Here is a 23,774-nt window from a genome sequence, read left to right on the forward strand (position 1 = left end):
CGGGTGAGCCGCCGGGCGCGGCGGGTTCACAGGCCGACCGCGGACCGGGCGGACTCCACGAGCTCGGACGCCTCCGAAGCTTGCCCGGCAGGGGAGGGTTCGTCGGCCGCAGGAGCTCGCGACGGGAGGGGCCGGGGCTCCGCCGCCGCGGCTTCCGGGCGGCCGAGCGCCCGCGTGGCCCATCCCGCCGCTCGCCACCGTTCCAGATCGAGGGTGTTGCGCGCGTCGAGGACCGTGGGGGAGCGCACGATCGAGGCGAGTCGAGCCGGATCGATCTGCGCGTAGTGCTGCCATTCCGTCAGGTGCAGGACGAGGTCCACGCTCCGGCACGCTTGTGTGACGTCCGCCGCGAACTCCAGTGAGGGGTGGGCGCTCCTGGCGTTGTCGATGGCGACGGGGTCGTGCACGCACACCAGGGCCCCGCCGCGCTGTATCCGGGCCGCCACATCGAGCGCCGGTGAATCCCTGACGTCGTCGCTGTTCGGTTTGAAGGCCGCCCCCAGCACCGCGATACGGCGGCCGGCGAAAGAGCCCCCGGCGAGCTGCCGCGCGAGATCCACGGTGCGCTGCCGCTGCCGTGTGTTGATGGCGTCCACCTGGTGCAGGAAGGAAACCGCCTGATCCACTCCGAGTTCCTCGGCGCGGGCGGTGAGGGCCCGGATGTCCTTCGGCAGGCAACCGCCACCGAAACCGAGTCCCGGATGGAGGAAACGGCGTCCGATCCGGGGGTCGCAACCCAGGGCGTCCGCGAGCGTCATGACATCGGCGCCGGTGGCGTCACATACCTCGGCCATCGCGTTGATGAATGAGATCTTTGCCGCCAGGAAGGAATTCGCCGCCATTTTCACCAATTCCGCGGTGGCCGGGTCCGTGCTGATGAACGGGACGCCTGTCCGCACAATAGGGGCGTACAGCCTGCGCATGGTCAGGTCGGCGCGACCGCTCTGGACGCCCACCACGAGCCGGTGCGGGCGGAGCGTGTCCTGCACCGCGAACCCCTCGCGCAGGAATTCCGGATTCCATGCGACGTCGGCGTCTGCGGTGGGCGCGAGAGCGTGAATCCGCCGAGTGAGCCGGGAGGCGGTACCCACCGGGACGGTGGACTTGCCCACGACCAGCGTTCCAGGGCGCAGGTGCGGAGTCAGCGCGTCCACCACGGCGTCGACATGGCGCAGATCGGCACCGAAGGCGCCGGGGCGCTGCGGGGTGCCCACGCAGATGAAGTGCACGTCACCGAAGTGTCCGGCAGCGGCGGGCGATGTGGTGAAGCGAAGACGCCCCGAGTCCAGCGCGCGTGCGAGGGTCTCCTGGAATCCCGGCTCGTAGAACGGCGGCCTGCGGTCGGCCAGACAGGCGATCTTCTCTTCGTCGACGTCGACCCCGAGGACTTCGTGTCCGATGTCCGCCATGCATGCGGCATGCACCGCTCCGAGATAGCCGGTGCCGAAAACTGTCAGGCGCATGTGATCTCCTTGCCGACCGGTCTGGCTGTTGCCCCCAGGCCGGTGAGAACACCATGGGTTTACGATGTATACGTACAGCATTACCCCCATATGTGGAGGCGGTCAAGAGGGCTGATCCAGGTCGCCCGGAGCACCCCCACGGCGGTATCGTGAAAGCACGGCGAAGTGCACAACGGCGTAGTCCCGATCATGAATGCACCCATCGAGGATTACGCCCTCATCAGCGATCTGGAGACGGCCGCCATGGTCGGCCGCGACGGGTCGGTCGACTGGCTGTGCCTGCCGCGTTTCGACTCCCCGGCCTGCCTCGCGGCCCTGCTGGGCACCGAGGACAACGGACGCTGGCGACTCGCCCCGCTCGGCGCAGGCCGGTGCACCCGCCGCTCCTACCGGGCCGACACCCTGGTCCTCGACTCCGTCTGGGAGACGCCCACCGGAACCGTGCGCGTCACGGACCTCATGCCGCCGCGCGCCGACGTGCCGTGCATCGTCCGCCTGGTCGAGGGCCTGTCCGGCACCGTGGACCTGCGCAGCGAACTGCGCCTGCGCTTCCACCAGGGCCGCGTCGTGCCCTGGGTCAGGGACGTCGGCCACTGCACCGTCGCCGTGGCCGGCCCGGACGCCGTCTGGCTCGGCAGCGACGGCCACGTCCGCGACCGGGGCGACGAGGACGCCACCGTCTGGGACTTCACCGTGACGGCCGGGCGCCGGCTGGGCCTCACCCTGGGGTGGACACCCTCGTACCGGGCCGCGCCCCCGTCCCCGATGTCGGTCCCCGCCGAGACCGCCCTGAAGGAGACCGCCGACTTCTGGCGGCGCTGGGCCGCCCGGTGCCGCTACCAGGGGCCGTGGCGCGACGCCGTGGTGCGTTCCCTGATCACCCTCAAGGCCCTCACCTACGCCCCCACGGGCGCCATCGTCGCCGCCCCCACCACCTCCCTGCCCGGCAGCATCGGCGGCGGCGACAACTGGGACGCCCGGTTCTGCTGGCTGCGCGACTCCACCCGGACCCTGTCCTGCCTGCTGCGCAGCGGCTACCGCGACGAGGCCACCGCCTGGCTGGACTGGCTGGTGCGGGCCGTCGCCGGCGACCCCGCCGACCTCCAGACCGTCTACGGCGTCAAGGGACAGCGGCTGCTGCCGGAGACCGAGGCCCCCTGGCTGCCCGGCTACGAAGGCTCCCGGCCCGTGCGATTCGGCACCTCGGCGGTGAGCACCTTCCAGCTGGACGTCTACGGCGAGGTCATGGACACCCTCTGGCTGTCCCTGCGCGCCGGGATCCCGATGCCCGCCCATGTGTGGGACCTGGTCGAGTCGCTCATGGGCTTCCTGCTGCGGCACTGGCGCGAACCGGACCAGGGGCTGTGGCAGGAGGCCGGGGCACGCCGGCAGTTCGTGCACTCCAAGGTCATGACCTGGGTGGCGGCCGACCGCGCCCTGCGCATGGGCGAGCTGCTCGGGCGCAACGGCTCCTCCGGCGAATGGCAGGCCATGCGCGAGGAGGTGCACCGGCAGGTCTGCCGGGAGGGCTGGGACACCGCCCGCGGCACCTTCGTGCAGTCCTACGGCGCCCCCGGCCTGGACGCCTCCTCGCTGCTCATCCCCAAGGTCGGGTTCCTGCCCGCCCACGACGAGCGGGTACGCGGCACCGTGCGGGCCCTGGGCCGTCTCGGGCACGGCGGGTTCCTGCGCCGCTACGCGCCGGACGGCACCCGCTCCGAGGCCGCGGACGGCACCGAGGGCACGTTCGTCTCCTGCTCCCTGTGGTACGCCGACGCCCTCGCCGCCACCGGGCACCGGCAGCAGGCCCGGGAGGCCTTCGAGCGGGTCCTCGCCGTCCGCAACGACGTCGGGCTGCTGGCCGAGCAGTGGGACCCGGACACCGGCCGCCAACTGGGCAACGCGCCCAAGGCGTTCAGCCACATCGCGCTGGTGGAGACGGCGTTCGGCCTGTCGCCGTCATCGGCGTGGCACCGCCGGGGCCCGGGAGCGGGCCGGGGCTGAACCCCCGCCCCACGGTCGCTCTCGACCCCACCCCCGCCCCACCGACGCCCTCAACCCCGGTGGTCCTCCGGACCAGCCGCCGGACCGACGCCGTCGTGCTCCCGCAGCATGGCCTCGCCCTGCTCCACCGTGAGCGGACGCGCGAACAGGAAACCCTGCCCGTACCGGCATCCGGCGAGCGACAGCAGCTCCCGCTGCGGCTGCTCCTCGATGCCCTCGGCGATCACCTGGAGGCCGAGCGTGTCGGCCAGGTGCACGATGCCCTCGACCAGCGCGACCTGCTGGGGGTCCTCCGGGAGGCCGTCGACGAACGACTTGTCGATCTTCAGCACGTCGATGGGGAAGTCCCGCAGGTAGCGCAGCGAGGAGTAGCCGGTGCCGAAGTCGTCGACCGCGATGCGCACCCCCCGGTCCTTCAGGGCCTGGATCTGCGCGTCGATCTGCTGGGTCCGCTGCATCAGGACCGACTCGGTGAGTTCGAGCTGCAGCGTGCCCGTGGCGAGGCCCGTCATGTCCAGAGCGGTGCACACCTCGTCCAGGAAGCCCGTGTCGCGCCACTGCCGGGCCGAGACGTTGACGCTGAGATAGGGCGGAGCGCGCCCGGGCGTGCGGCGCTGGAGCCGGGCCATGTCGGACGTCGCCGTGCGCAGTACCCACGCTCCCAGTGTCGAGATGTGCCCGGTCTCCTCGGCGAGCGGGATGAACTGGCCCGGCGGAACCGGATCGGTCCCGAGGTCCGGCCAGCGGGCCAGCGCCTCGAAGCCCACGATGTCGCCGCTGTCGATGCCCACCACCGGCTGGTACAGCAGCCCGAGCTCCTCCTTGCTGACGACGTGGTCCAGCCGTACCCGCAGGTCATGGCGCTCCACCACCCGGACCCGCTGCTGGGGCCTGAAGCGGCGCCAGGTGCGCTTGCCGGACGCCTTGGCCGCGTAGAGGGCCAGGTCGGCGAGGGCCAGCAGTTCCCCGGCGTCGGTGCTGTCCCGGGCCGTGGCCACCCCCACGCTGGCCGAGACGCTCACCGACTCCGCGGCGAGGTGGAAGGGCCGGCTGAGGGTCCGGACCACGTGCGCGGCGAGCACCTCGGCGTCGATCGGCTGCTCCGCGTCCTCCACCAGTACGGCGAACTCGTCTCCGCCGAGCCGGGCGGCGGTGTCGGTGCGCCGCAGGGTCCCGGACAGGCGCTCGGCGACCGCGCACAGCAGCCGGTCGCCGACGGCGTGGCCGAGCGTGTCGTTGACGATCTTGAAGTCGTCCAGGTCGATGAAGAGCAGACAGGTGGTGGTGGACTCCCGGTGGCCCCTGCGCAGCGCACGCTCGGTCCGCTCCAGCAGCAGTGCGCGGTTGGGCAGTCCGGTCAGGGCGTCGTGGAAGGCCCGCCGGGTCAGCTCGTGCTCCAGCTGCCGCTGCTCGGTGACGTCCCGCAGGGTGACGACCAGACCGCCGACCGTCGGGTCCTGTCGCAGGTCGCGGCAGCGCACCTCCACCTCGATGCGGGCCGACTCGCGGCTGACCCGCCAGTAGTCGTGCGCTTCCTGCCGCCCGTCCGCGCGCAGGGCGTCCAAGGTGCTGACGACCCGGTCCCGGTCGCGGGGATCGACCAGCCGGGGCAGTGGGGTGCCGGTGAGGTCGGCGCCGCCGAACACCGTCCGGGCGGACGGGCTGGCGTAGCGGACGCCGGTGTCGTCGTCGACGATGAGGATGACGTCCGAGGCGTTGTGCACCAGAGTCCGGAAGTACGCCTCGCTCTCCTGCCGGATGACCTCCCGCCGCAGCGCGATGCGTTCCGTGGCGAGCCCGGCGTGCGAGGCGAGCAGCTCCAGGGAGCCGCGCATCTCGGTGAGCTGACGCTCGAAACCGGCCGCCAGCAGCGCGCCCGGCAGCTCGCCTTGGGCCGGCCGGCCCATGGAGCAGAGCAGCGCGGTCGGCAGGTCGCCGAGCCGGGCGGCGAGTTCGGGTCCGAGCGCGGCGACCGGAATCAGGACGGTGCGGTGGCCGGCCACCTCGATGGGTCCGTCTCGCGGGCCGCCGCCGGCTCGGTCCCGGCGGCGCGCCAGGCGCGCGTAGAGGTCCTGTGCCTCGGCGGCCGGCAGCAGCAGAGTCGCGTGACGGCCCTGAGGCCCGCACAGTTCGGTCACCGCCTCGGCACAGGCCCGCTCGATCTCCGCCGGCCAGAACGCCCCGACCAGGGACGCGGCCGCGGTGCGCAGCGCCAGTTCCCTGGTCATGGCCCGGCGGTGCGCGACGACCATCAGGGCGAGCCGGAGGATCACCAGCAGGAACAGCACCCCCGAGAACGCGGCCAGTACGGTCGCGTCGAACGCCAGGCCCAGGCTCTCCTCGTGGACGAGGACCGCGGGTGGGATCAGGGTCGCGGTGGCGAGCAGCAGCAGCCGGCGCCGGGGCGGCACCAGGGACCGGGACGGCGCGTCGGGGGCGGCCAGCAGGGCCATCGAGGGATGCAGCGCGGCCAGGCCCCAGGCGGTGCAGAACACGATGCCGCCGAAGGCCAGGAGCGCGCCCGTCTGCCAGGTGCCGTGGAGCCGGAGGACGCCCTGGGCGATGTCGCAGCCGAGCAGGGTGAGCGTGCCCAGGAGGAGCAGCCGGGCGGCCGGGTTCCGGCCGGGAGCCGGGCCGCGCGCGAGCAGCCGGACCAGCAGGGCCAGCACCAGGACGTCGCCGAGCGGGCAGACGACGCCGATCGCCCGCTGCTGCCAGGTCAGCCCCTCCTGCCGGGCCAGCGGCTGTACCAGGTAGACCCACACCGGCAGCGCGAACCCGCCGGTGATGACCAGGGCGTCGAGCAGGCCGGGCAGGTCACGGCCCGTCCAGCGGTGGCGCAGCAGACCGAACAGTCCCGCGGCGAGCAGGGGGTACACGGCGAGCGGGAAGACGTCCGCCGGGGACGGGAACGGGGGCGGCCCCGAGAGGTGTGCCTCCTGGGCCCGGGCGACGGCGCCCCCCGCGGTGCAGAGCAGCAGCCCGGCGGCGAGCAGCAGCCACGGCCGGGAACGAGGGGGGCGGTGGATCCGGGTTCCGGCCAGGACGGCCGCGGTCCCCGCCAGCCCGATGAGGGCCCATGACGGCGTACGCAGCACCGGAACGGCCGCGTAGACCGCGCTCAGGAGCGCGACCAGCCCGATGTGCAGGACCGGGAGTCGCCGGCCCGGGACGCCTGTGCCGGTCGGCGCGGGCCGCACAGCGGTCTACTCCTTCGCCTCGGGCCGCCGCGCGGTCTCCACATAGCCTTGCGGATTGAGCCGCTGAAAACGCCAGGCGTCCCGGCACACGTCGGCGAGGTCCCTGGTGGGCCGCCAGCCCCAGGCGCGCTCCACGGCCCTCGCGTCGGCGACCAGCTCGGCGACGTCCCCGCGGCGGCGGGGCCCCACGTCGTACGGTATGGGCCTGCCGCAGGCCCGGGAGAACGTGTCGATGACGTCGAAGACCGAACTGCCCGCGCCCGCGCCCAGGTTGAACACCTGCATGCCCGGTGTGTCGGCCAGGTGGTCCAGTGCGACGCGGTGTGCCTCGACGGCGTCCATGACGTGCAGGTAGTCCCGGATCCCGGTGCCGTCGCGGGTCGGGTAGTCGTCACCGTGGACGGGGAGCTTCTCGCGCCGGCCGACCGCCACCTGCGCCAGGTACGGCATCAGGTTCTCGGGTGTGTGGCGCGGGTCCTCGCCGAGGAGCCCGCTCGGATGCGCCCCGGCCGGAACGGGGTAGCGCAGGCACAGCACGGTGAACTCGGAGTGGCGGCGGCACACGTCCGCGAGGATCTGCTCGCAGATCCACTTCGAGGACGCGTACGGCGTCCCCGGCCGCACCGGCGTCGTCTCGTCGAGCGGGCCGCCGCCGGCGTCGCCGTAGATCCAGCAGGAGGAGGGGTAGACCAGCCGGTGCACCTCGTGTTCCTGCATGGTCCGCAGCAGGGCGGTGGTGCCGCCGACGTTGGTGTCGTAGTACGCGACGGGCATCCGTGTCGACAGGCTCCCGGCCTTGTGCGCGGCGAAGTGCACGACGGCGTCCACGGAGTGTCGGTCGAAGACGGCCGAGAGGGCGTGCCGATCACGGATGTCCAGCTCGTACACGGCGCCGACGAAGCGGCCGGCGATCCGTTCCACCCGGGCGAACACCTGGGGTGTGCTGTTGGAGTAGTCGTCGACCACGATCACCTCGTAGCCGTGGTCCAGCAGTTCCACGCAGGTGTGGCTGCCGATGAAACCGGCCCCGCCGGTGACAAGGACGGTCGAGGGAGCCCATGACGGCCGGGCTCCTCGAGCGGTCGGCGACTGGTTCCTGCGGGCCATGCCTGGACTCCCGCGTCGGGTGCGGTACAGAACCGTATGTTTACGGTGTATATGTACGACTCTGCACCCGAACCGGAGCCCGGTCAAGGCCGGACGAGCAACTGGAAGTCGAAGGTGTAGAGCGAGGCCCGGTAGATGTGCGTTCCGTACTCGACCGGGCGCCCCGTGTCGTCGTACGCCGTGCGCTGCATCGTCAGCAGCGCCGCCCCCTCCCGCTCGTCCAGACGGGCCGCCTCCCGCGCGGTGGCCGCGCGGGCGCCGATCGTCTGGCGGGCGCTGTGCAGGGTGATGCCCGCCGAGCGCATCATGCGGTACAGACCGGTCGACTCCAGGCGGGCGCCGTCCAGGTCCAGCAGGGACACCGGCAGATGGTTGCGGAGCAGGGCCACCGGCCGGCCGTGGGTGCGGCGCAGCCGGTCCAGGACGGTCACCTCCTCGCCCTCCGGCACACCGAGGGCGGCGGCCACCTCGCAGGAGGCCGGGACGACCTCGTTGCGCACCACCTCGGTGGTCGGCGCCTGCCCCGCCGTCTCCAGGTCGTCGTAGAGGCTGCTCAGCTCCAGCGGGCGTCTGACCTGGCTGTGCACCACCTGCGTGCCCACCCCGCGCCGCCGGACCAGCAGCCCCTTGTCGACCAGGGACTGGATGGCCTGGCGGACGGTGGGGCGGGACAGGCCCAGCCGCACGGACAGGTCGACCTCGTTGCCCAGGAGGTTCCCCGGGGCGAGGACCCCGCGCCCGATCGCCGCCTCCAGCTGCCGCGCGAGCTGGTGGTAGAGCGGCACGGGACTGCCCCGGTCCAGGTCGAAGTCGAGCGAGCCGAGCGCGGCGACGGCCGTGGTACGGGCCCGGTCACCTGTCTTCGCCATGGACGAACCCCCCTTCGGTTGTCAGGAGTTGCTCGGGAAACCGAGGTTGATGCCGCCGTCGGACGGGTCCGGCCAGCGGGTGGTGACGACCTTGCCCTGGGTGTAGAAGGCGATGCCGTCGTTGCCGTAGATGTGCAGGTCGCCGAAGAGCGAGTCCTTCCAGCCGCCGAAGGAGTGATAGCCCACCGGGACCGGGATCGGGACGTTGACGCCGACCATGCCGGCCTTGACCTCCAGCTGGAAGCGGCGGGCCGCGCCGCCGTCCCGCGTGAAGATCGCGGTGCCGTTGCCCCAGCGTGAGGAGTTGATCAGCTGGATGGCCTCCTCGTACGTCTCCGTGCGGACGACCGCCAGCACCGGGCCGAAGATCTCGTCCCGGTAGGCGTCCGCCGTCAGCGGCACCCGGTCCAGCAGGGAGACCCCGAGGAAGAAGCCGTCCTCGTGGCCCTCCACCGAGAAGCCCGTGCCGTCGACCACGACCTCCGCGCCCTGCTCGGCGGCGCCCGCCACGTACGACGCCACCTTGTCGCGATGCTCGCGGGTGATCAGCGGGCCCATCTCCGAGGCCGGGTCGTTCCCGGGGCCGATCCTCAGGTTCTTCGCCCGCTCGGCGATCTTGCCGACCAGCGCGTCACCGATGTCACCGACGGCCACGACCACCGACACGGCCATGCAGCGCTCGCCCGCCGAGCCGTACGCGGCGTTGATCGCCTGGTCGGCGGCGAGTTCCAGATCGGCGTCCGGCAGCACCAGCATGTGGTTCTTGGCGCCGCCGAGGGCCTGCACCCGCTTGCCGTGCTCGACGGCCTTCAACTGGATGTACTTGGCGATGGGCGTCGAACCGACGAAGGACACCGCCTCGACGTCCGGGTGCTCCAGAAGGCGGTCCACGGCCGTCTTGTCACCCTGCACGATGTTCAGCACGCCCTCCGGCAGGCCCGCCTCGGTGGCCAGTTCGGCGAGCTTGAGGGACGCCGACGGGTCCTTCTCCGACGGCTTCAGCACGAAGGTGTTGCCGCAGGCGATCGCCAGCGGGAACATCCACATCGGCACCATCGCCGGGAAGTTGAACGGCGTGATGCCCGCGACCACGCCCAGCGGCTGGCGGATCGAGGCCACGTCCACCCGGGTGGAGACCTGGGTGGACAGCTCGCCCTTGAGCTGCACGGAGATCCCGCAGGCCAGCTCCACGATCTCCATGCCGCGGGCGACCTCGCCGAGCGCGTCCGAGTGCACCTTGCCGTGCTCGGCGGTGATCAGCTCGGCGATCTCGTCGCGGTGGGCGTCCAGCAGCTCGCGGTACTTGAACAGGATCGCCGTGCGCTTGGCCAGGGAGGACTCACCCCAGCTCGCGAAGGCGGCCATGGCGGAGGCGACCGCGGCGTCGACCTCGTCGACGGACGCGAAGCCGACCTGCTTCTCCTGGGCGCCGGTCGCCGGGTTGTAGACGGGGCCGAACCGGCCGGAGGTGCTCTCGACGGGCTTGCCGTCGATCCAGTGGGTGAGGGTCTTCATGGTGCGCGGGGGCCTTTCGTGGAGCCTGGTTCAGCGGGTTCGTGGGGTGGTTCAGAGGTGGCGGCGGCGTCCGGCCACCTGGCGGTCGTAGCGCTCACGGGCCGCGACGGCGGCCTCGCGGGAGGCGGTCTCGGCGACCGGCACGTCCCACCAGGCCTCGGCCGGGGGAGCGGTCGGGGACGGGTCGGTCTCGACGTACACACACGTCGGGCGGTCGGAGTCACGGGCCGCGGCCAGTGCCTCGCGCAGCTCGCGCACCGTCTTGGCGCGCAGCACGTCCATGCCGAGGCTCGCGGCGTTGGCGGCGAGGTCGACGGGCAGCGGGGCGCCGGTGAAGGTGCCGTCGGCGGCCCGGAAGCGGTAGGCGGTGCCGAACCGCTCACCGCCGGTCTCCTCCGACAGGCCCCCGATCGAGGCGTAGCCGTGGTTCTGGAGCAGGACGACGTTGACCGGCAGTCCCTCCTGGACGGCGGTGACGATCTCCGTCGGCATCATCAGATAGGTGCCGTCGCCGACCAGCGCCCACACCGGGGTGCCCGGCGCGGCCTGCTGGACGCCGATGCCGGCCGGGATCTCGTAGCCCATGCAGGAGTAGCCGTACTCCAGGTGGTACTGGCGCGGGCCGCGGGCGCGCCACAGCTTGTGCAGGTCGCCGGGGAGCGAACCGGCCGCGTTGATCACCACGTCGTCGTCGCCGACGACCGCGTCCAGCGCGCCGAGCACCTGCGTCTGGGTCGGGACCGCGTTCTCGTCGCCCGCCCGGTAGGCGGCCTCGACGATCTCGTCCCAGCGCTCCTTTCCGGCGCGGTACCCGGCCTCGTAGGCCTCCGGCACCCGGTGCCCGGCCAGCTCCTCGGCCAGCTTCTCCAGGCCGGACCGGGCGTCGCACACCAGCGTCCGCGCCGCCAGCTTGTGGGCGTCGAAGGCGGTGATGTTGAGGTTGAGGAACCGCACGTCCGGGTTCTGGAAGAGCGTGCCGGAGGCGGTGGTGAAGTCGGTGTAGCGGGTGCCGACGCCGATCACCAGGTCGGCGGTGCGGGCGAGTTCGTCGCTGACCGCGGTGCCGGTGTGGCCGATGCCGCCGAGGTCCGCGTGGTGGTCGTGGCGCAGCGAGCCCTTTCCGGCCTGGGTGGAGGCGACCGGGATGCCGGTGGCCTCCACGAACGCCTTCAGCGCCCCCTCGGCCTCGCTGTGGTGCACGCCGCCGCCGGCCACGATCAGCGGCCGCTCGGCCGACCGGATCGCCTCGACCGCGGCCGCCAGTTCCACCGGGTCCGGCGCGGGACGCCGTACGTACCAGACCCGCTCGGCGAAGAACTCCTCCGGCCAGTCGTACGCCTCCGCCTGCACGTCCTGCGGCAGGGCGAGGGTGACGGCGCCGGTCTCGGCCGGGTCGGCGAGCACCCGCATCGCCTGGAGCGCCGAGGGGATCAGCGCCTCGGGGCGGGTGACCCGGTCGAAGTAGCGCGACACCGGACGCAGGGTGTCGTTCACGGACACGTCGGCCTCGACCGGGTGCTCCAGCTGCTGGAGCAGCGGGTCGGGCGCGTGCGAGGCGAAGTAGTCACCGGGCAGCAGCAGCACCGGCAGCCGGTTGATCGTCGCCAGGGCCGCTCCGGTGACCAGGTTGGTGGCGCCCGGGCCGATCGACGTCGTCACCGCCTGCGCGGACAGGCGGTTGAGCTGCCGGGCGTAGCCGACCGCCGCGTGCACCATGGACTGCTCGTTGCGGCCCTGGTGGAACGGCATGACCTCCTCGCCCGCCTCCAGCAGCGCCTGGCCGACCCCGGCGACGTTGCCATGGCCGAAGATGCCCCAGGTCCCGGCGATCAGCCGGCGGCGCACGCCGTCGCGCTCGGTGTACTGGGCGGACAGGAACCGCACCAGTGCCTGGGCGGTCGTCAGTCGGCGGGTGGCGGCGCTCATACGGAGGTCTCCGGGGCGGTGTAGAGGGGGAGCCGGGGGTCGACCGGCTGGTCCGGCCAGGTGTCGCGGACCCAGGCGTGGTCGGGGTGGTCGCAGATCAGCCAGGCGCGCTCGGCCTCCGGGCCCGCCATGACGTTGAGGTAGTACATGTGGTGGCCGGGCGTGGCCATCGACGGACCGTGCCAGCCGTCCGGGATGAGGACGACGTCGCCGTCGCGCACCTCCGCCAGCACATCGGTGTCCCGGCCCGGGCCGGACGGGGAGACGCGCTGGTAGCCGAGGCCGGGGGTGCCGTCGTGCCCGGCGAACTCGAAGTAGTAGATCTCCTCCAGCACGGACTCCTCGCCCGGCCGGTGCTCGTCGTGCTTGTGCGGCGGGAACGACGACCAGTTGCCGCCCGGGGTGATCACCTCGACCGCGATGAGCTTGTCGCACTCGAAGACCCCGGCCGCGCCGAAGTTGTTGACCTGCCGGGAGCAGTTCCCGGTGCCCCGCAGCTCCACCGGCACCTCGGACGCGGGTCCGTAGCGGGCGGGCAGCCGGCGGGTGCAGCGCGCGCCGGTCAGCGCGAACCGGCCGCCGGCGGCCGACGTGACGGTCGCGCGGGCGTCGCGCGGCACGTAGGCGAAGTCGCTCACGCCGCTGAACACGTCGGCGCGGCCCTGGAGTTCGAAGGTCTCCTGGCCGAAGTCGTCCGCCGCGGCCACCGTGCAGCCGCCGCTCAGCGGGACGACGATCCACTCGCTGTCACCGGTGTCGAAGGTGTGCGAGCCGCCGGGCGGCAGCTCCAGCACCCGCAGGCTGGAGTGCCCCCAGCCCGCCTTCTCGGGCGTGACGTCGACGGCGTAGGGGCCGCCGAGGGCCTTGCCGGCGGGAAGGTGGTACGTCATGGCATCCTCCGGATCACAGCAGACCGACGGCCGTGTCCACGGCCTCTTCCACGCTGCCCCCGGCCGGGTAGAGCAGCGACCGTCCCACGACCATGCCCTGGACGGTGGGAAGCCGCAGGGCCTTGCGCCAGCGCTCGTAGGCGCCCTCCTGGTCCTCGCCCACCTCGCCGCCGAGCAGCACGACCGGCAGGGTGGAGGTCTCCAGGACCTCGGCCATGTCGTCCGGGTCGTCGGTGACGGGCAGCTTCAGCCAGGTGTAGGCGGAGGTCCCGCCGAGCCCGGAGGCTATGGCGACGGACCGGGTGACGGCCTCGGCGGACAGGTCGTTGCGGACCCTGCCGTCGACCCGCCGGGAGATGAACGGCTCGACGAACAGGGGCAGTCGCCGCTCGGCCATGGCGTCGATCGCCCGCGCGGTGGACTCCAGGGTGGTCAGCGAGCCCGGGTCGTCGTAGTCGATGCGGACCAGGAGCTTGCCCGCGTCGAAGCGGAGCCGGGCGATGTCCTCGGCGCGGTGGCCGGTGAAGCGGTCGTCCATCTCGAAGGACGCCCCGGCCAGGCCGCCGCGGTTCATGGAGCCCATGACAACCTTGTCGTCGAGGACGCCGAGCAGCAGCAGGTCCTCCAGGATGTCGGCGGTGGCGAGCACCCCGTCGACGCCGGGCCGGGACAGCGCGGTGCACAGCCGTTCGAGCAGGTCCGCGCGGTTGGCCATGGCCAGGCGCCGGTCGCCGACCCCGAGGGCGCCGCGCGCCGGGTGGTCGGCGGCCACGATCATCAGCCGGCCGCTGTCGCCGAGCAGCGGGCGGCGCACCCGGCGGGCGGCCGCTTCCGCGACGGCCTCGGGGCTGCGGGCTCTGACCGCGGTGAGGTCGGGGATGCCGATGTTCAAGGAAGGCTCCGTTTCAGTGGCTCGTGCCGCGACGGCAGCAAGGGCTCGTGCTCGGCGACGGCATCAGGGCTCGTGCTCGGCGACGGCGTCAGTGGCTCGTGCTCGCCGACGGCACCCCGGCGAGGAGGCCGGCGACCTCGGACTCGGTGGGCATCGCGGAGGAGCAGGCGAGGCGGGAGGCGACCAGGGCGCCGGCGGCGTTGGCGTGGCGCATGGTGCGCTCCAGGTCCCAGCCGGCGAGCAGACCGTGGCAGAGCGAGCCGCCGAAGGCGTCACCCGCACCGAGGCCGTTGACCACCTCGACCGGCACCGGCGCAACCTCGGCCCGGGTGCCGTCGCGGTGCACGGCCAGCACGCCCTTGGGGCCCTGCTTGACGACGGCCAGTTCCACGCCGGCCTCCAGCAGCGCGTCCGCGCAGGCCTGCGGCTCGCGCACGCCGGTGGCGATCTCGCACTCGTCGAGGTTGCCGACCGCGACCGTGGCGTGCCGCAGGGCCTCGCGGTAGTAGGGGCGGGCCTCCTCGGGGTCGCGCCAGAACATCGGCCGCCAGTCGAGGTCGAAGACGGTGGTGCCGGACTTGTCGCGGGCCTTGAGGGCGGCGAGCGTGGCGGAGCGGCTCGGCTCCTCGCTCAGGCCGGTGCCGGTGATCCAGAAGATCCGGGCCCCTCGGATGGCGAAGAAGTCCAGCTCGTCGGTGTGGATCTCCAGGTCCGGCGCCTTGGGGCGGCGGTAGAAGTACAGCGGGAAGTCGTCCGGCGGGAAGATCTCGCAGAACGTCACCGGTGTCGGGTACGCGCCGACCGGGGTGACCCAGCGGTCGTCGACGCCGAACGCCTTCAGCTCCTGGTGCAGATAGGTGCCGAAGGGGTCGTCGCCGGTGCGTGTGATCACCGCCGTGCGGCGTCCCAGGCGGGCCGCGGCGACCGCCACATTGGCCGCCGAACCTCCCAGGAATTTACCGAACGTCTCCACCTGTGCCAGGGGGACGCCGGTCTGCAGGGGGTAGAGGTCGACCCCGATGCGGCCCATCGTGATCACATCGAAATACTGGGCTGGCTCGGCCATGCGCGACCTCCTCGGAAGCTGGGGATGCGGGTCCGGTGGCCCCCTGACACGGTGGGGGCGTGGATCCACGGGACCTGCCGCCCCCCAGGTGTAGGTCTCGGAGGGCGGCGCTGTCAATAGTTTGTACTTACATTCGGACTAGCTCGTGAAATGATGTCTTAACAAAGTATTGACAGCGGGCGCGGCAGGGACTTGTATCCCGTGCCATCGCAACAGTCGGTTTGCGGCATCATGATCCGGACTCCGTAAGGCTCCGGGACCACGGATCCCTTCGTGATCCCTTCCTTTCCACCGAAGTAGCACAGTGAGGTGCCAGGAAAGATGGACCGCTCTTCTCACCCCCGCTCTCGCAGGTTCGCGCCCGTCGTCGCCGTGGCCGCGGCAGCGGCCCTGACCCTCGCAGGCTGCTCCAGCAGTTCCGGAGGCAAGAAGTCCGAGGAAGGCGCGGCGGACGCGTCGGCGGGCAAGGCCACCACGCCCCGCATGACCGTCGCCCTGGTCACGCACCAGGCGCCCGGCGACACCTTCTGGGACACCGTCCGCAAGGGCGCCGAGGCCGCGGCCGCCAAGGACAACATCAAGCTCATCTACTCCGCCGACCCGAACGCGGGCAACCAGGCCAACCTGGTCCAGACCGCGATAGACCAGAAGGTCGACGGCATCGCGGTCACCCTCGCCAAGCCGGACGCCATGAAGGGCGTGATAGGCAAGGCGGACAAGGCCGGCATACCCGTCGTCGGCCTCAACTCCGGCCTGAGCGACTGGAAGCAGTTCAACATGCTGGAGTTCTTCGGCCAGGACGAGTCCGTCGCGGGCGAGGCCTTCGGCAAGAAGCTCAACGAGGTCGGCGCCAAGCACGCCCTCTGTGTCATCCAGGAGCAGGGCAACGTGGGTCTCACCCAGCGCTGCGACGGCGTGGAGAAGACCTTCGACGGCAAGCTCGACGTCCAGAACGTCAACGGCGCGGACAAGCCGTCGGTGAAGTCGACGCTCACCGCCAAGCTGAAGCAGGACTCCTCCATCGACTACGTCGTCACGCTCGGCGCCCCGTTCGCGCTGACCGCGGTGCAGTCGGTGGCTGATGCCGGCAGCAAGGCGAAGGTCGCGACCTTCGACCTCAACAAGGAACTCATCAGCGCCGTCAAGGGCGGCGACATCCAGTTCGCGGTGGACCAGCAGCCCTACCTGCAGGGTTACCTCGCCGTCGACGGTCTGTGGCTCTACAAGAACAACGGCAACTACAGCGGCGGCGGCGAGCAGCCCGTGCTCACCGGCCCGGCCTTCGTCGACAAGTCCAACGTCGACAAGATCGCCGAGTTCGCCGCGAAGGGCACTCGGTGATGAGCATGACCCAGCAGGCTGAGCCGGCGGTGACCACACCGCCGGTCTCCGGCCCGGGCAAGGAGAAGGACGGGCGGACCCGGCAGCGCTCCCTGGTGCTGAGACTGCTCGCTCGGCCCGAGGTGGGCGTCTTCCTCGGGGCCCTGGCCATCCTGGTCTTCTTCCTGATCATGGCGCCGACACTGCGCCAGGGCAGTTCGATGTCGACCGTCCTCTACCAGTCGTCGACCATCGGGATCATGGTCCTGCCCGTAGCGCTGCTGATGATCGGCGGCGAGTTCGACCTGTCCTCCGGCGTCGCACCGGTCGCCTCGGCGCTGACGGCGAGCATGACCGCCTTCGAGCTGACCCTGAACGTCTGGGTCGGCGTGATCGCGGCCCTGGTGGTGTCGCTCGGGATCGGCTTCTTCAACGGCTGGCTCCTGGTGAAGACCGGGCTGCCGAGCTTCCTGGTCACCCTGGGCACGTTCATGGGCCTTCAGGGTGTGAACCTGGCGGTGACCAAGCTGGTCACCGGCAACGTCGCCACGGACGACATCAGCGACATGGACGGTTTCGACCAGGCCAAGGCCGTGTTCGCCTCGTCCTTCGACGTCGGCGGAGTCAACGTCAAGATCACTGTCGTGTGGTGGCTGGCCTTCGCGGCGCTGGCCACCTGGGTCCTGCTGCGCACCAGGTACGGCAACTGGATCTTCGCGGTCGGCGGCAACAAGGACAGCGCCCGCGCCGTCGGCGTCCCGGTGAACTTCACCAAGATCTCACTGTTCGTGCTGGTCGGTTTCGGCGCCTGGTTCGTCGGCATGCACAACCTGTTCCAGTACAACACCGTGCAGTCCGGTGAGGGCGTGGGCAACGAGCTGATCTACATCGCCGCGGCGGTGGTCGGCGGCTGTCTGCTGACCGGCGGTTACGGCACGATCATCGGCCCGGTCTTCGGCGCGTTCATGTTCGGCCTGGTCCAGTTGGGCATCGTCTACGCCACCTGGAACCCCGACTGGTTCAAGACCTTCCTCGGCGTGATGCTCGTAGGCGCCACCCTCGTCAATCTGTGGGTCCGCAAGCAAGCGACCCGGAGGTGATCGGAATGACAAGCAACTCCACCGGCACCCACGGGGCCGTTGTGCAGGACACCCCGCCCGCGGACGGGCGTCCCGTGATCGAGCTGAAGGCGGCGGGCAAGTCCTACGGCAACATCCGCGCCCTGCACGGCGTGAGCCTTGAGGTCCACCCCGGCAAGGTGACCTGCGTCCTCGGTGACAACGGCGCCGGCAAGTCCACCCTCATCAAGATCATCTCGGGTCTGCACCAGCACACCGAGGGCGAGTTCCTCGTCGACGGCGAACCGGTGCGCTTCTCCACCCCGCGCGAGGCCCTCGACAAGGGCATCGCCACCGTCTACCAGGACCTCGCCGTCGTCCCGCTGATGCCGGTGTGGCGCAACTTCTTCCTCGGCTCCGAGATGACCAAGGGCCCCTGGCCGCTGCGCCGTCTCGACATCGAGCAGATGAAGAAGACCGCGGACGAAGAGCTGCGCAACATGGGCATCGTCCTGGACGACATGGAGCAGCCGATCGGCACGCTCTCCGGCGGCCAGCGCCAGTGCGTGGCCATCGCCCGCGCCGTCTACTTCGGCGCCCGCGTGCTCATCCTGGACGAGCCGACCGCCGCCCTCGGCGTCAAGCAGTCCGGTGTGGTGCTGAAGTACATCGCCGCCGCCCGCGAGAAGGGCCTCGGCGTCATCTTCATCACCCACAACCCGCACCACGCCTACATGGTCGGCGACCACTTCAGCGTGCTGCGCCTCGGCACCATGGAACTGTCCGCCTCCCGCAGCGAGGTCAGCCTTGAGGAGCTGACCAACCACATGGCCGGCGGCACCGAACTGGCGTCCCTCAAGCACGAGTTGGCGCAAGTCCGCGGCGTCGACGTCGAAGAGCTCCCCGAAGAGGGGGACCTCACCGCCCCCGCAGCCACGTCCTCGGAAGGAAAGTCCTGACATGGCCCACGCGCTCGACCGCATCCGGGTCGGCTCCGCCCCCGACTCCTGGGGCGTCTGGTTCCCCGACGACCCCCAGCAGGTGCCCTGGGAACGCTTCCTCGACGAGGTCGCCGAGGCCGGCTACTCCTGGATCGAACTCGGCCCGTACGGCTACCTGCCGACCGACCCGGCCCGGCTCACCGACGAGGTGACCAAGCGGAACCTGAAGGTCTCCGCCGGCACCATCTTCTGCGGACTGCACCGCGGCCCCTCCGAGTGGGACTCCACCTGGGAGCAGGTCAGCAACGTCGCCGCGCTCACCCAGGCCATGGGCGCCGAGCACCTCGTCGTCATCCCGTCCTTCTGGCGCGACGACAAGACCGCCGAGATCCTGGAGGAGCCGGAGCTCACCACCGAGCAGTGGCGCAACCTCACCACCGGCATGGAGCGCCTGGGCCGCGAGGTGAAGGACAAGTACGGCCTGGACATCGTCGTCCACCCGCACGCCGACACCCACATCGACACCGAGGAGCACGTCGAGCGCTTCCTCGACTCCACCGACTCCGGCGCGGTCAACCTCTGCCTGGACACCGGGCACTACGCCTACTGCGGCGGCGACAGCGTCAAGCTGATCGAGACCTACGGTGAGCGCATCGGTTACCTCCACCTCAAGCAGGTCGACCCGGAGATCCTCGCCGACGTGGTGAAGAACGAAATGCCGTTCGGCCCCGCCGTGGCGCGCGGCGTCATGTGCGAACCGCCCGCGGGCGTCCCCGAGTTGGGCCCGGTCCTCACGGCCGCCCAGAAGCTGGGCGTGGACCTCTTCGCCATCGTCGAGCAGGACATGTACCCCTGCGAGCCGGACAAGCCGCTGCCGATCGCGGTGCGCACCCGCAAGTTCCTGAGGTCCTGCGGGGCCTGACGACCCGAAAGGACGGCCATGACGGAGCGTGCCCCTCTGGGAGTCGCGGTCATCGGTACCGGAAGGATGGGCGCCGATCATGTGCGCCGCATCCACGAAGTCACCAGCGGAGCACGGGTGGCGGCCGTCGTGGACGTCGACGCGGAGCGCGCGAAGGCCGTCGCCGCCCGTGTCGACGGCTGCACCGCCTACACCGACCCGGCTGCCGCGATGACGGCGGCCGGCGTGGACGCCGTCCTGATCGCCTCCCCGGGCCCGGCCCACGAGGCCGCCCTCCTCACCGCCTTCGAGCACGATCTGCCCGTCTTGTGCGAGAAGCCGCTCACCCCCGACGCGGCCTCCGCCCTGCGCGTCCTCGAAGCCGAACAGCGACTCGGCCACCGCCGTGTCCAGGTCGGCTTCATGCGCCGCTTCGACCCCGAGTACGCCAAGCTGAAGGCTCTGCTGACGACCGGTCAGCTGGGCCGTCCGCTCATGCTGCACAACCGGCACCGCAACGTCGCCAGCCCGCCCTTCTTCACCAGCTCCATGCTGATCAGCGACTCCGTCGCCCACGAGGCCGACGCCAGCCGCTGGCTGCTGGGCCATGAGATCACCGCCGTCACGGTGCTGCGCCCCACCCCTTCGGCCAGCGCCCCGGACGGCTTGCGGGACCCCCAGTTCGTCGTCTTCGAGACCGACGGCGGTGCCCTCAGCGACGTCGAGATCTTCGTCAACTGCGGCTTCGGCTACCAGGTCCAGGCCGAGGTGGTCTGCGAACGCGGCACCGCCCGCATCGGCGACGGCCACGCCCTGATCACCAACATGGCCGGCCGCTGGGGCGGCACCATCGCCCAGGACTGGACCGAACGCTTCGAGACGGCCTACGACCGCGAGATCCAGAGCTGGATCGACGCCACCCGCCGCGGCGAGGTCACCGGCCCGAGCAGCTGGGACGGCTACGCCGCGGCCGCGGTGTGCGAAGCGGGTGTGCGGGCGCTTCAGGACGGGGGCCGCGTAGAGGTGGCGTTGGAGGAGAAGCCCGCCCTGTACCGGTGAGATACATACGACGTGCCGCCCCGACTCCTTGTCGGGACGGCACGTCCGCAGTCATCGTGGAGTGCTCGGCGACAGCCGAGCCTTCACCCCGTCACCACTTCTTGCAGGCAGTCCCGAGAAGCTGCTGGTTGTCGACACGCTTGATCGACCCGCAACTCCGGATTCCGACTCCCTTTGCATAGGTGGCATTGATCTTGAATTTGTGCGTGCAGCTGCCACCTGTGCTGCTGCCACCGCATATCATTGTGTGCGTCTTGGTCGGTGAGGTGGTGGCGAAATAGGTGAACTGATACTGGGCAGGGCCCTGCGGTTCCGGGAGCCCGTGGATGGTGACCGAGCTGACGTGCGTACCGCTGCCGAAAATCACCATTTCCACATTGCCGCCGGTGACCGTCTCATCGGCAGATGCCGGTGCGGACGCCATGGCCGTCATCGCCACTGCTGCGACCCCGGCCCCGATCAGTCTCCTGACTTTCACGTTGCTGCCTCCTTGTTCCCCCTGACGCCACTTCCTGTGGCGCACTGGTCAGTTGGAGGCTACATGAAATGATCTACCGGACGGTCGGCTCTCAAAAGATGACGCGTGCCCTTTTGAAGGAGGTCCGTCAATTCGGATCATTCGCCCCGGAGGATTTTATCAAATTCCTGGAGTGTCCGGGATATCCGTCACGCCCAGGATTCGCAGTGCGTATTCGGGTTTGCCCTTTCAACTGACACCGGCGCGTGCCGTACGCGGACGCGGCTCGAACCCCGCCGCCCGATAGGCCGCGTCGATCAGCTCCATCGTCGTCACCGCGTCGTCCACGTCCAGCGGCAGCGGAGCACCGCCCCGCACCCGGGCCGCGAACGCCTCCAGTTGGTAGGTGTACGACGAACGGGTGCCGAGGTGTTCCGTGCGCTCGCCCTGCGCGGTGCGGACCAGAACGCGGTCGTCCAGCTGGGGCAGGACGAAGTTCGGAGCCATCGCCTCGCCTCGCGAACCGACGATCCGGATGCTCATGTCCAGTCCGTCGTACGCCATATGGCAGCGGGCCGAGCCCGTGGCGCCGCCCGGGAACTCCAGGTCGGCGTCCAGCCACTCGTCGACCCCGGGCGCGCCCGCGCGCTCCCCGGCCCGGGCCCCGGCCAGGCGCGGTGCGCCACCCGCCCAGGGGGCGAGCATCCGCAGCGCGTGCAGGCTGTAGCAGCCCAGGTCCATCAGGGCGCCGCCGGCCAGCGGCAGCGACCAGCGCGGGTCGGTGTCCGGCGGAGCGGCGATGGCGACCATGGCCTCGACGTGCCGCAGCTCGCCGAGTTCGCCCGAGGCCAGCAGCTCGTGCAGGCGCCGGGTGACCGGGTGGAAGAGGTAGTGGAAGGCCTCCATGAAGACCGTCCCGGCCTTCTCGGCGGCCCGCCGCACCTCGGCCGCCTCCGCGGCGTTGCTCGCCGACGGCTTCTCCGACAGCACGTGCTTGCCGGCCGCGAGGGCGGGCAGGTTCCACGGGCCGTGCAGACCGTTGGCGAGCGGGTTGTAGACGACGTCGACCTCGGGGTCGGCGATCAGTTCGGCGTACGAGGACGCCACGCGCTCCACCCCGTGCCCGGCGGCGAACGCCTCGGCCCGGGCACGGTCGCGGGCGGCCACCGCGACGAGGCGGTGGCCGGTCGCCCGGGCCGGGTCGATCAGGGAGCGCTCGGTGATCCGCGCGGCTCCCAGCACACCGATGCGCAGGGGTTCCCGGCCCGAGTCGCTCATGCCTGCCGTACCTCCTCGATCGTCACCGGGCGGTGCTCGCGCAGGGACAGGGTGCAGGCGTCGGCGATCCAGCCCGCCTCCAGGGCGTCCTCGATGGTGCAGGGGGAGGGCCGGGTGCCGGCGACGACCTCGGTGAACGCGGTCAGTTCGGCGCGGTAGGCGTCCGTGAAGCGGTCCATGAAGAAGTCGTGCGGCGTGCCCGCTGGGAAGCTGACCCCGGGCTCGACCGAGCGCAGCGGCAGCTTGTCCTCCAGGCCGACGGCGATGGAGTCCTGGAAGCCGTGGATCTCCATACGGACGTCGTAACCGCGGGCGTTGTGCCGGGAGTTGGACACCACGGCGAGGGTGCCGTCGTCGAGGGTGAGGATCGCACCGGTGGTGTCGGCGTCGTCGGCCTCCTTGATGTACGCGGCGCCCCGGTTCCCGCCCACGGCGTACACCTCGGTCACCTCGCGCCCGGTCACCCAGCGGATGATGTCGAAGTCGTGCACCGAGCAGTCGCGGAAGATGCCACCGGAGGCGGCGATGTACGCGGCCGGCGGGGGCGCCGGGTCCAGCGTGGTCGAGCGGACGGTGTGCAGCGTGCCGAGCTCACCGCTCTGCACGGCGGCCCGGGCGTTGACGAACCCGGTGTCGAAACGCCGGTTGTAGCCGATCTGGATCGGCACGTCCCGTCCGGCGACGGCCTTGAGCACCTCGACACCCTCGGCCATGGTCCTGGCGACGGGCTTCTCGCAGAAGACGGGGACACCGGCCTCGACACCGGCCAGGATCAGCGCCGGGTGGGCGTCCGTGGCGGCCGCGACGACGATGCCGTCCACACCGGCGGCCAGCAGGGCCTCCGGCGAGTCCACGACATCGGCCCCGAACCGCTCGGCGGCACTCTTGGCGGCATCCGCGAACGGGTCGGTCAGCACGAGGGAGTCGACGGCGTCGAGTCCGGAGAGGGTCTCGGCGTGGAAGGCGCCGATGCGGCCGAGGCCGAGGATTCCGATACGCATGGGGGTGTTGCTCCTAGAGAGGGTGCGGGTGTCTTGCGGAGTTGTCAGTCCAGGCCACCGAGGACGTTCTGGTCCCAGTCGATGACCGACCCGGTGACCACACCGGACCGGTCCGAGAGCAGGAAGACCACGAAGTCTGCGATCTCGTCCGGCTGGCCGAGCTTGCCCATGGGCAGCTTCGCGGCGGCTTCGTCACGCCAGTCGTCCCCCGCCCCGTGGAAGGCCTTCTGCGTGGCGTCCTCGCCCTCGGTCGCGGTCCAGCCGATGTTCAGGCCGTTGATCCGGACCCGGTCCCACCGGTGCGCGTGCGCGGCGTTGCGGGTCAGGCCGATCAGCCCGGCCTTCGCGGCGACGTACGGCGCCAGGAACGGCTGCCCCCCGTGCGCCGACGAGGTGATGATGTTGACGATCGTGCCGGGCGCCGCACGCCCCACCATGTCCGCCACCGCCGCCTGCATCGCGAAGAACGGGCCCTTGAGGTTGATCCCGATGTGCTGGTCGAACAGCTCGGGCGTGGTGTCCAGCAGCGTGCCGCGGGAGGTCAGACCGGCGGAGTTCACGAGGCAGTCGACCCGGCCGTACGTCCGGACGACCCGGGCCACGGCGTCCTTCGCCTGCTCGGCGTCCGACAGGTCGGCCCGGACGTACAGGGCCTTGCCGCCCGCGGCGGTCAGCTCCTCCACCAGAGCCTCGCCGGGCTCCGGGCGCCGCCCGGTGACGGCCACGACCGCCCCCTCGCGGACCGCGGCCCGCGCGATGGCCGCGCCGACGCCCTGACTGCCGCCATTGACCAGGACGACCTTGTCGTCGAGAAGTCCCATCGTGTT

The 23,774-nt window shown here is 71.2% G+C and carries 19 protein-coding genes; 6 read left to right on the forward strand and 13 right to left on the reverse strand.

Annotation, left to right across the window (positions count from 1 at the left end; genetic code table 11):
- Positions 1–26 precede the first annotated feature (26 nt).
- Positions 27–1,463, reverse strand: a complete 1,437-nt coding sequence (locus ACFZDE_RS16155; protein ID WP_391200512.1) for a nucleotide sugar dehydrogenase — start codon at positions 1,461–1,463, stop codon at positions 27–29.
- A gap of 189 nt (positions 1,464–1,652) precedes the next feature.
- Between ACFZDE_RS16155 and ACFZDE_RS16160 the strand changes: the two genes are divergently transcribed.
- On the forward strand, positions 1,653–3,467 hold the full coding sequence (locus ACFZDE_RS16160) for a glycoside hydrolase family 15 protein (RefSeq protein WP_390996175.1): 1,815 nt from the start codon (positions 1,653–1,655) through the stop codon (positions 3,465–3,467).
- A 50-nt stretch (positions 3,468–3,517) separates the two neighbouring features.
- On the opposite strand, the gene ACFZDE_RS16165 is transcribed toward ACFZDE_RS16160, so the two are convergent.
- From ACFZDE_RS16165 to iolC, 8 genes are all read right to left on the reverse strand, one after another.
- The gene (locus ACFZDE_RS16165) at positions 3,518–6,667 is read right to left on the reverse strand and encodes an EAL domain-containing protein (protein WP_391200302.1); all 3,150 of its coding nucleotides are present in this window, start codon (positions 6,665–6,667) and stop codon (positions 3,518–3,520) included.
- 6 nt (positions 6,668–6,673) lie between these two features.
- Positions 6,674–7,774 carry a UDP-glucose 4-epimerase GalE gene (gene galE / locus ACFZDE_RS16170; protein WP_390996181.1) on the reverse strand — a complete coding sequence of 367 codons (1,101 nt, stop codon included), beginning with the start codon at positions 7,772–7,774 and terminating at the stop codon, positions 6,674–6,676.
- Between the two features lie 83 nt (positions 7,775–7,857).
- A complete protein-coding gene (locus ACFZDE_RS16175; RefSeq protein ID WP_390996184.1) occupies positions 7,858–8,643 on the reverse strand; it encodes a UTRA domain-containing protein in 786 nt (261 codons plus the stop codon).
- A 21-nt stretch (positions 8,644–8,664) separates the two neighbouring features.
- Positions 8,665–10,158 carry a CoA-acylating methylmalonate-semialdehyde dehydrogenase gene (locus tag ACFZDE_RS16180; protein ID WP_391200303.1) on the reverse strand — a complete coding sequence of 498 codons (1,494 nt, stop codon included), beginning with the start codon at positions 10,156–10,158 and terminating at the stop codon, positions 8,665–8,667.
- Between the two features lie 51 nt (positions 10,159–10,209).
- Positions 10,210–12,084 (reverse strand): 3D-(3,5/4)-trihydroxycyclohexane-1,2-dione acylhydrolase (decyclizing), encoded by a 1,875-nt coding sequence (gene iolD / locus ACFZDE_RS16185; RefSeq protein WP_391200304.1) that lies wholly within the window; start codon positions 12,082–12,084, stop codon positions 10,210–10,212.
- Positions 12,081–12,974, reverse strand: a complete 894-nt coding sequence (gene iolB, locus ACFZDE_RS16190) for a 5-deoxy-glucuronate isomerase (protein ID WP_391200305.1) — start codon at positions 12,972–12,974, stop codon at positions 12,081–12,083. Before iolB ends, iolD begins: the two co-directional genes overlap by 4 nt.
- 13 nt (positions 12,975–12,987) lie before the next feature.
- Positions 12,988–13,866 (reverse strand): deoxyribose-phosphate aldolase, encoded by an 879-nt coding sequence (locus ACFZDE_RS16195; RefSeq protein ID WP_391200306.1) that lies wholly within the window; start codon positions 13,864–13,866, stop codon positions 12,988–12,990.
- An 88-nt stretch (positions 13,867–13,954) separates the two neighbouring features.
- The gene (gene iolC, locus ACFZDE_RS16200) at positions 13,955–14,932 is read right to left on the reverse strand and encodes a 5-dehydro-2-deoxygluconokinase (RefSeq protein ID WP_391200307.1); all 978 of its coding nucleotides are present in this window, start codon (positions 14,930–14,932) and stop codon (positions 13,955–13,957) included.
- Positions 14,933–15,253: 321 nt separating this feature from the next.
- Here iolC and ACFZDE_RS16205 point away from each other — a divergent pair, with 321 nt between their 5' ends.
- From ACFZDE_RS16205 to ACFZDE_RS16225, 5 genes are read left to right on the forward strand one after another with little or no spacing between them, the layout of a single operon-like run.
- The gene (locus ACFZDE_RS16205; RefSeq protein WP_390996199.1) at positions 15,254–16,273 is read left to right on the forward strand and encodes a substrate-binding domain-containing protein; all 1,020 of its coding nucleotides are present in this window, start codon (positions 15,254–15,256) and stop codon (positions 16,271–16,273) included.
- Complete coding sequence (locus ACFZDE_RS16210) at positions 16,273–17,352, forward strand: ABC transporter permease (RefSeq protein WP_390996202.1); 1,080 nt, start codon at positions 16,273–16,275, stop codon at positions 17,350–17,352. Before ACFZDE_RS16205 ends, ACFZDE_RS16210 begins: the two co-directional genes overlap by 1 nt.
- Before the next feature lie 5 nt (positions 17,353–17,357).
- On the forward strand, positions 17,358–18,269 hold the full coding sequence (locus ACFZDE_RS16215; RefSeq protein ID WP_391200309.1) for an ATP-binding cassette domain-containing protein: 912 nt from the start codon (positions 17,358–17,360) through the stop codon (positions 18,267–18,269).
- A gap of 1 nt (position 18,270) precedes the next feature.
- A complete protein-coding gene (locus ACFZDE_RS16220) occupies positions 18,271–19,173 on the forward strand; it encodes a TIM barrel protein (protein WP_390996208.1) in 903 nt (300 codons plus the stop codon).
- A gap of 18 nt (positions 19,174–19,191) precedes the next feature.
- Entirely contained in the window at positions 19,192–20,211 is a 1,020-nt protein-coding gene (locus ACFZDE_RS16225) for a Gfo/Idh/MocA family oxidoreductase (RefSeq protein ID WP_390996210.1), read from the forward strand.
- Between the two features lie 91 nt (positions 20,212–20,302).
- On the opposite strand, the gene ACFZDE_RS16230 is transcribed toward ACFZDE_RS16225, so the two are convergent.
- From ACFZDE_RS16230 to ACFZDE_RS16245, 4 genes are all read right to left on the reverse strand, one after another.
- Positions 20,303–20,689: a hypothetical protein gene (locus ACFZDE_RS16230; protein WP_390996213.1), complete on the reverse strand. Its 387-nt coding sequence runs from the start codon at positions 20,687–20,689 to the stop codon at positions 20,303–20,305.
- Positions 20,690–20,917: 228 nt separating this feature from the next.
- Entirely contained in the window at positions 20,918–21,946 is a 1,029-nt protein-coding gene (locus ACFZDE_RS16235; protein ID WP_391200310.1) for a Gfo/Idh/MocA family oxidoreductase, read from the reverse strand.
- Entirely contained in the window at positions 21,943–22,947 is a 1,005-nt protein-coding gene (locus ACFZDE_RS16240) for a Gfo/Idh/MocA family oxidoreductase (RefSeq protein ID WP_391200311.1), read from the reverse strand. Before ACFZDE_RS16240 ends, ACFZDE_RS16235 begins: the two co-directional genes overlap by 4 nt.
- Positions 22,948–22,991: 44 nt before the next feature.
- Positions 22,992–23,768, reverse strand: a complete 777-nt coding sequence (locus ACFZDE_RS16245) for an oxidoreductase (RefSeq protein ID WP_391200313.1) — start codon at positions 23,766–23,768, stop codon at positions 22,992–22,994.
- Positions 23,769–23,774 lie beyond the last annotated feature (6 nt).

The organism is Streptomyces sp. NPDC007929 (genome assembly GCF_042959065.1).
Taxonomy (GTDB): domain Bacteria; phylum Actinomycetota; class Actinomycetes; order Streptomycetales; family Streptomycetaceae; genus Streptomyces.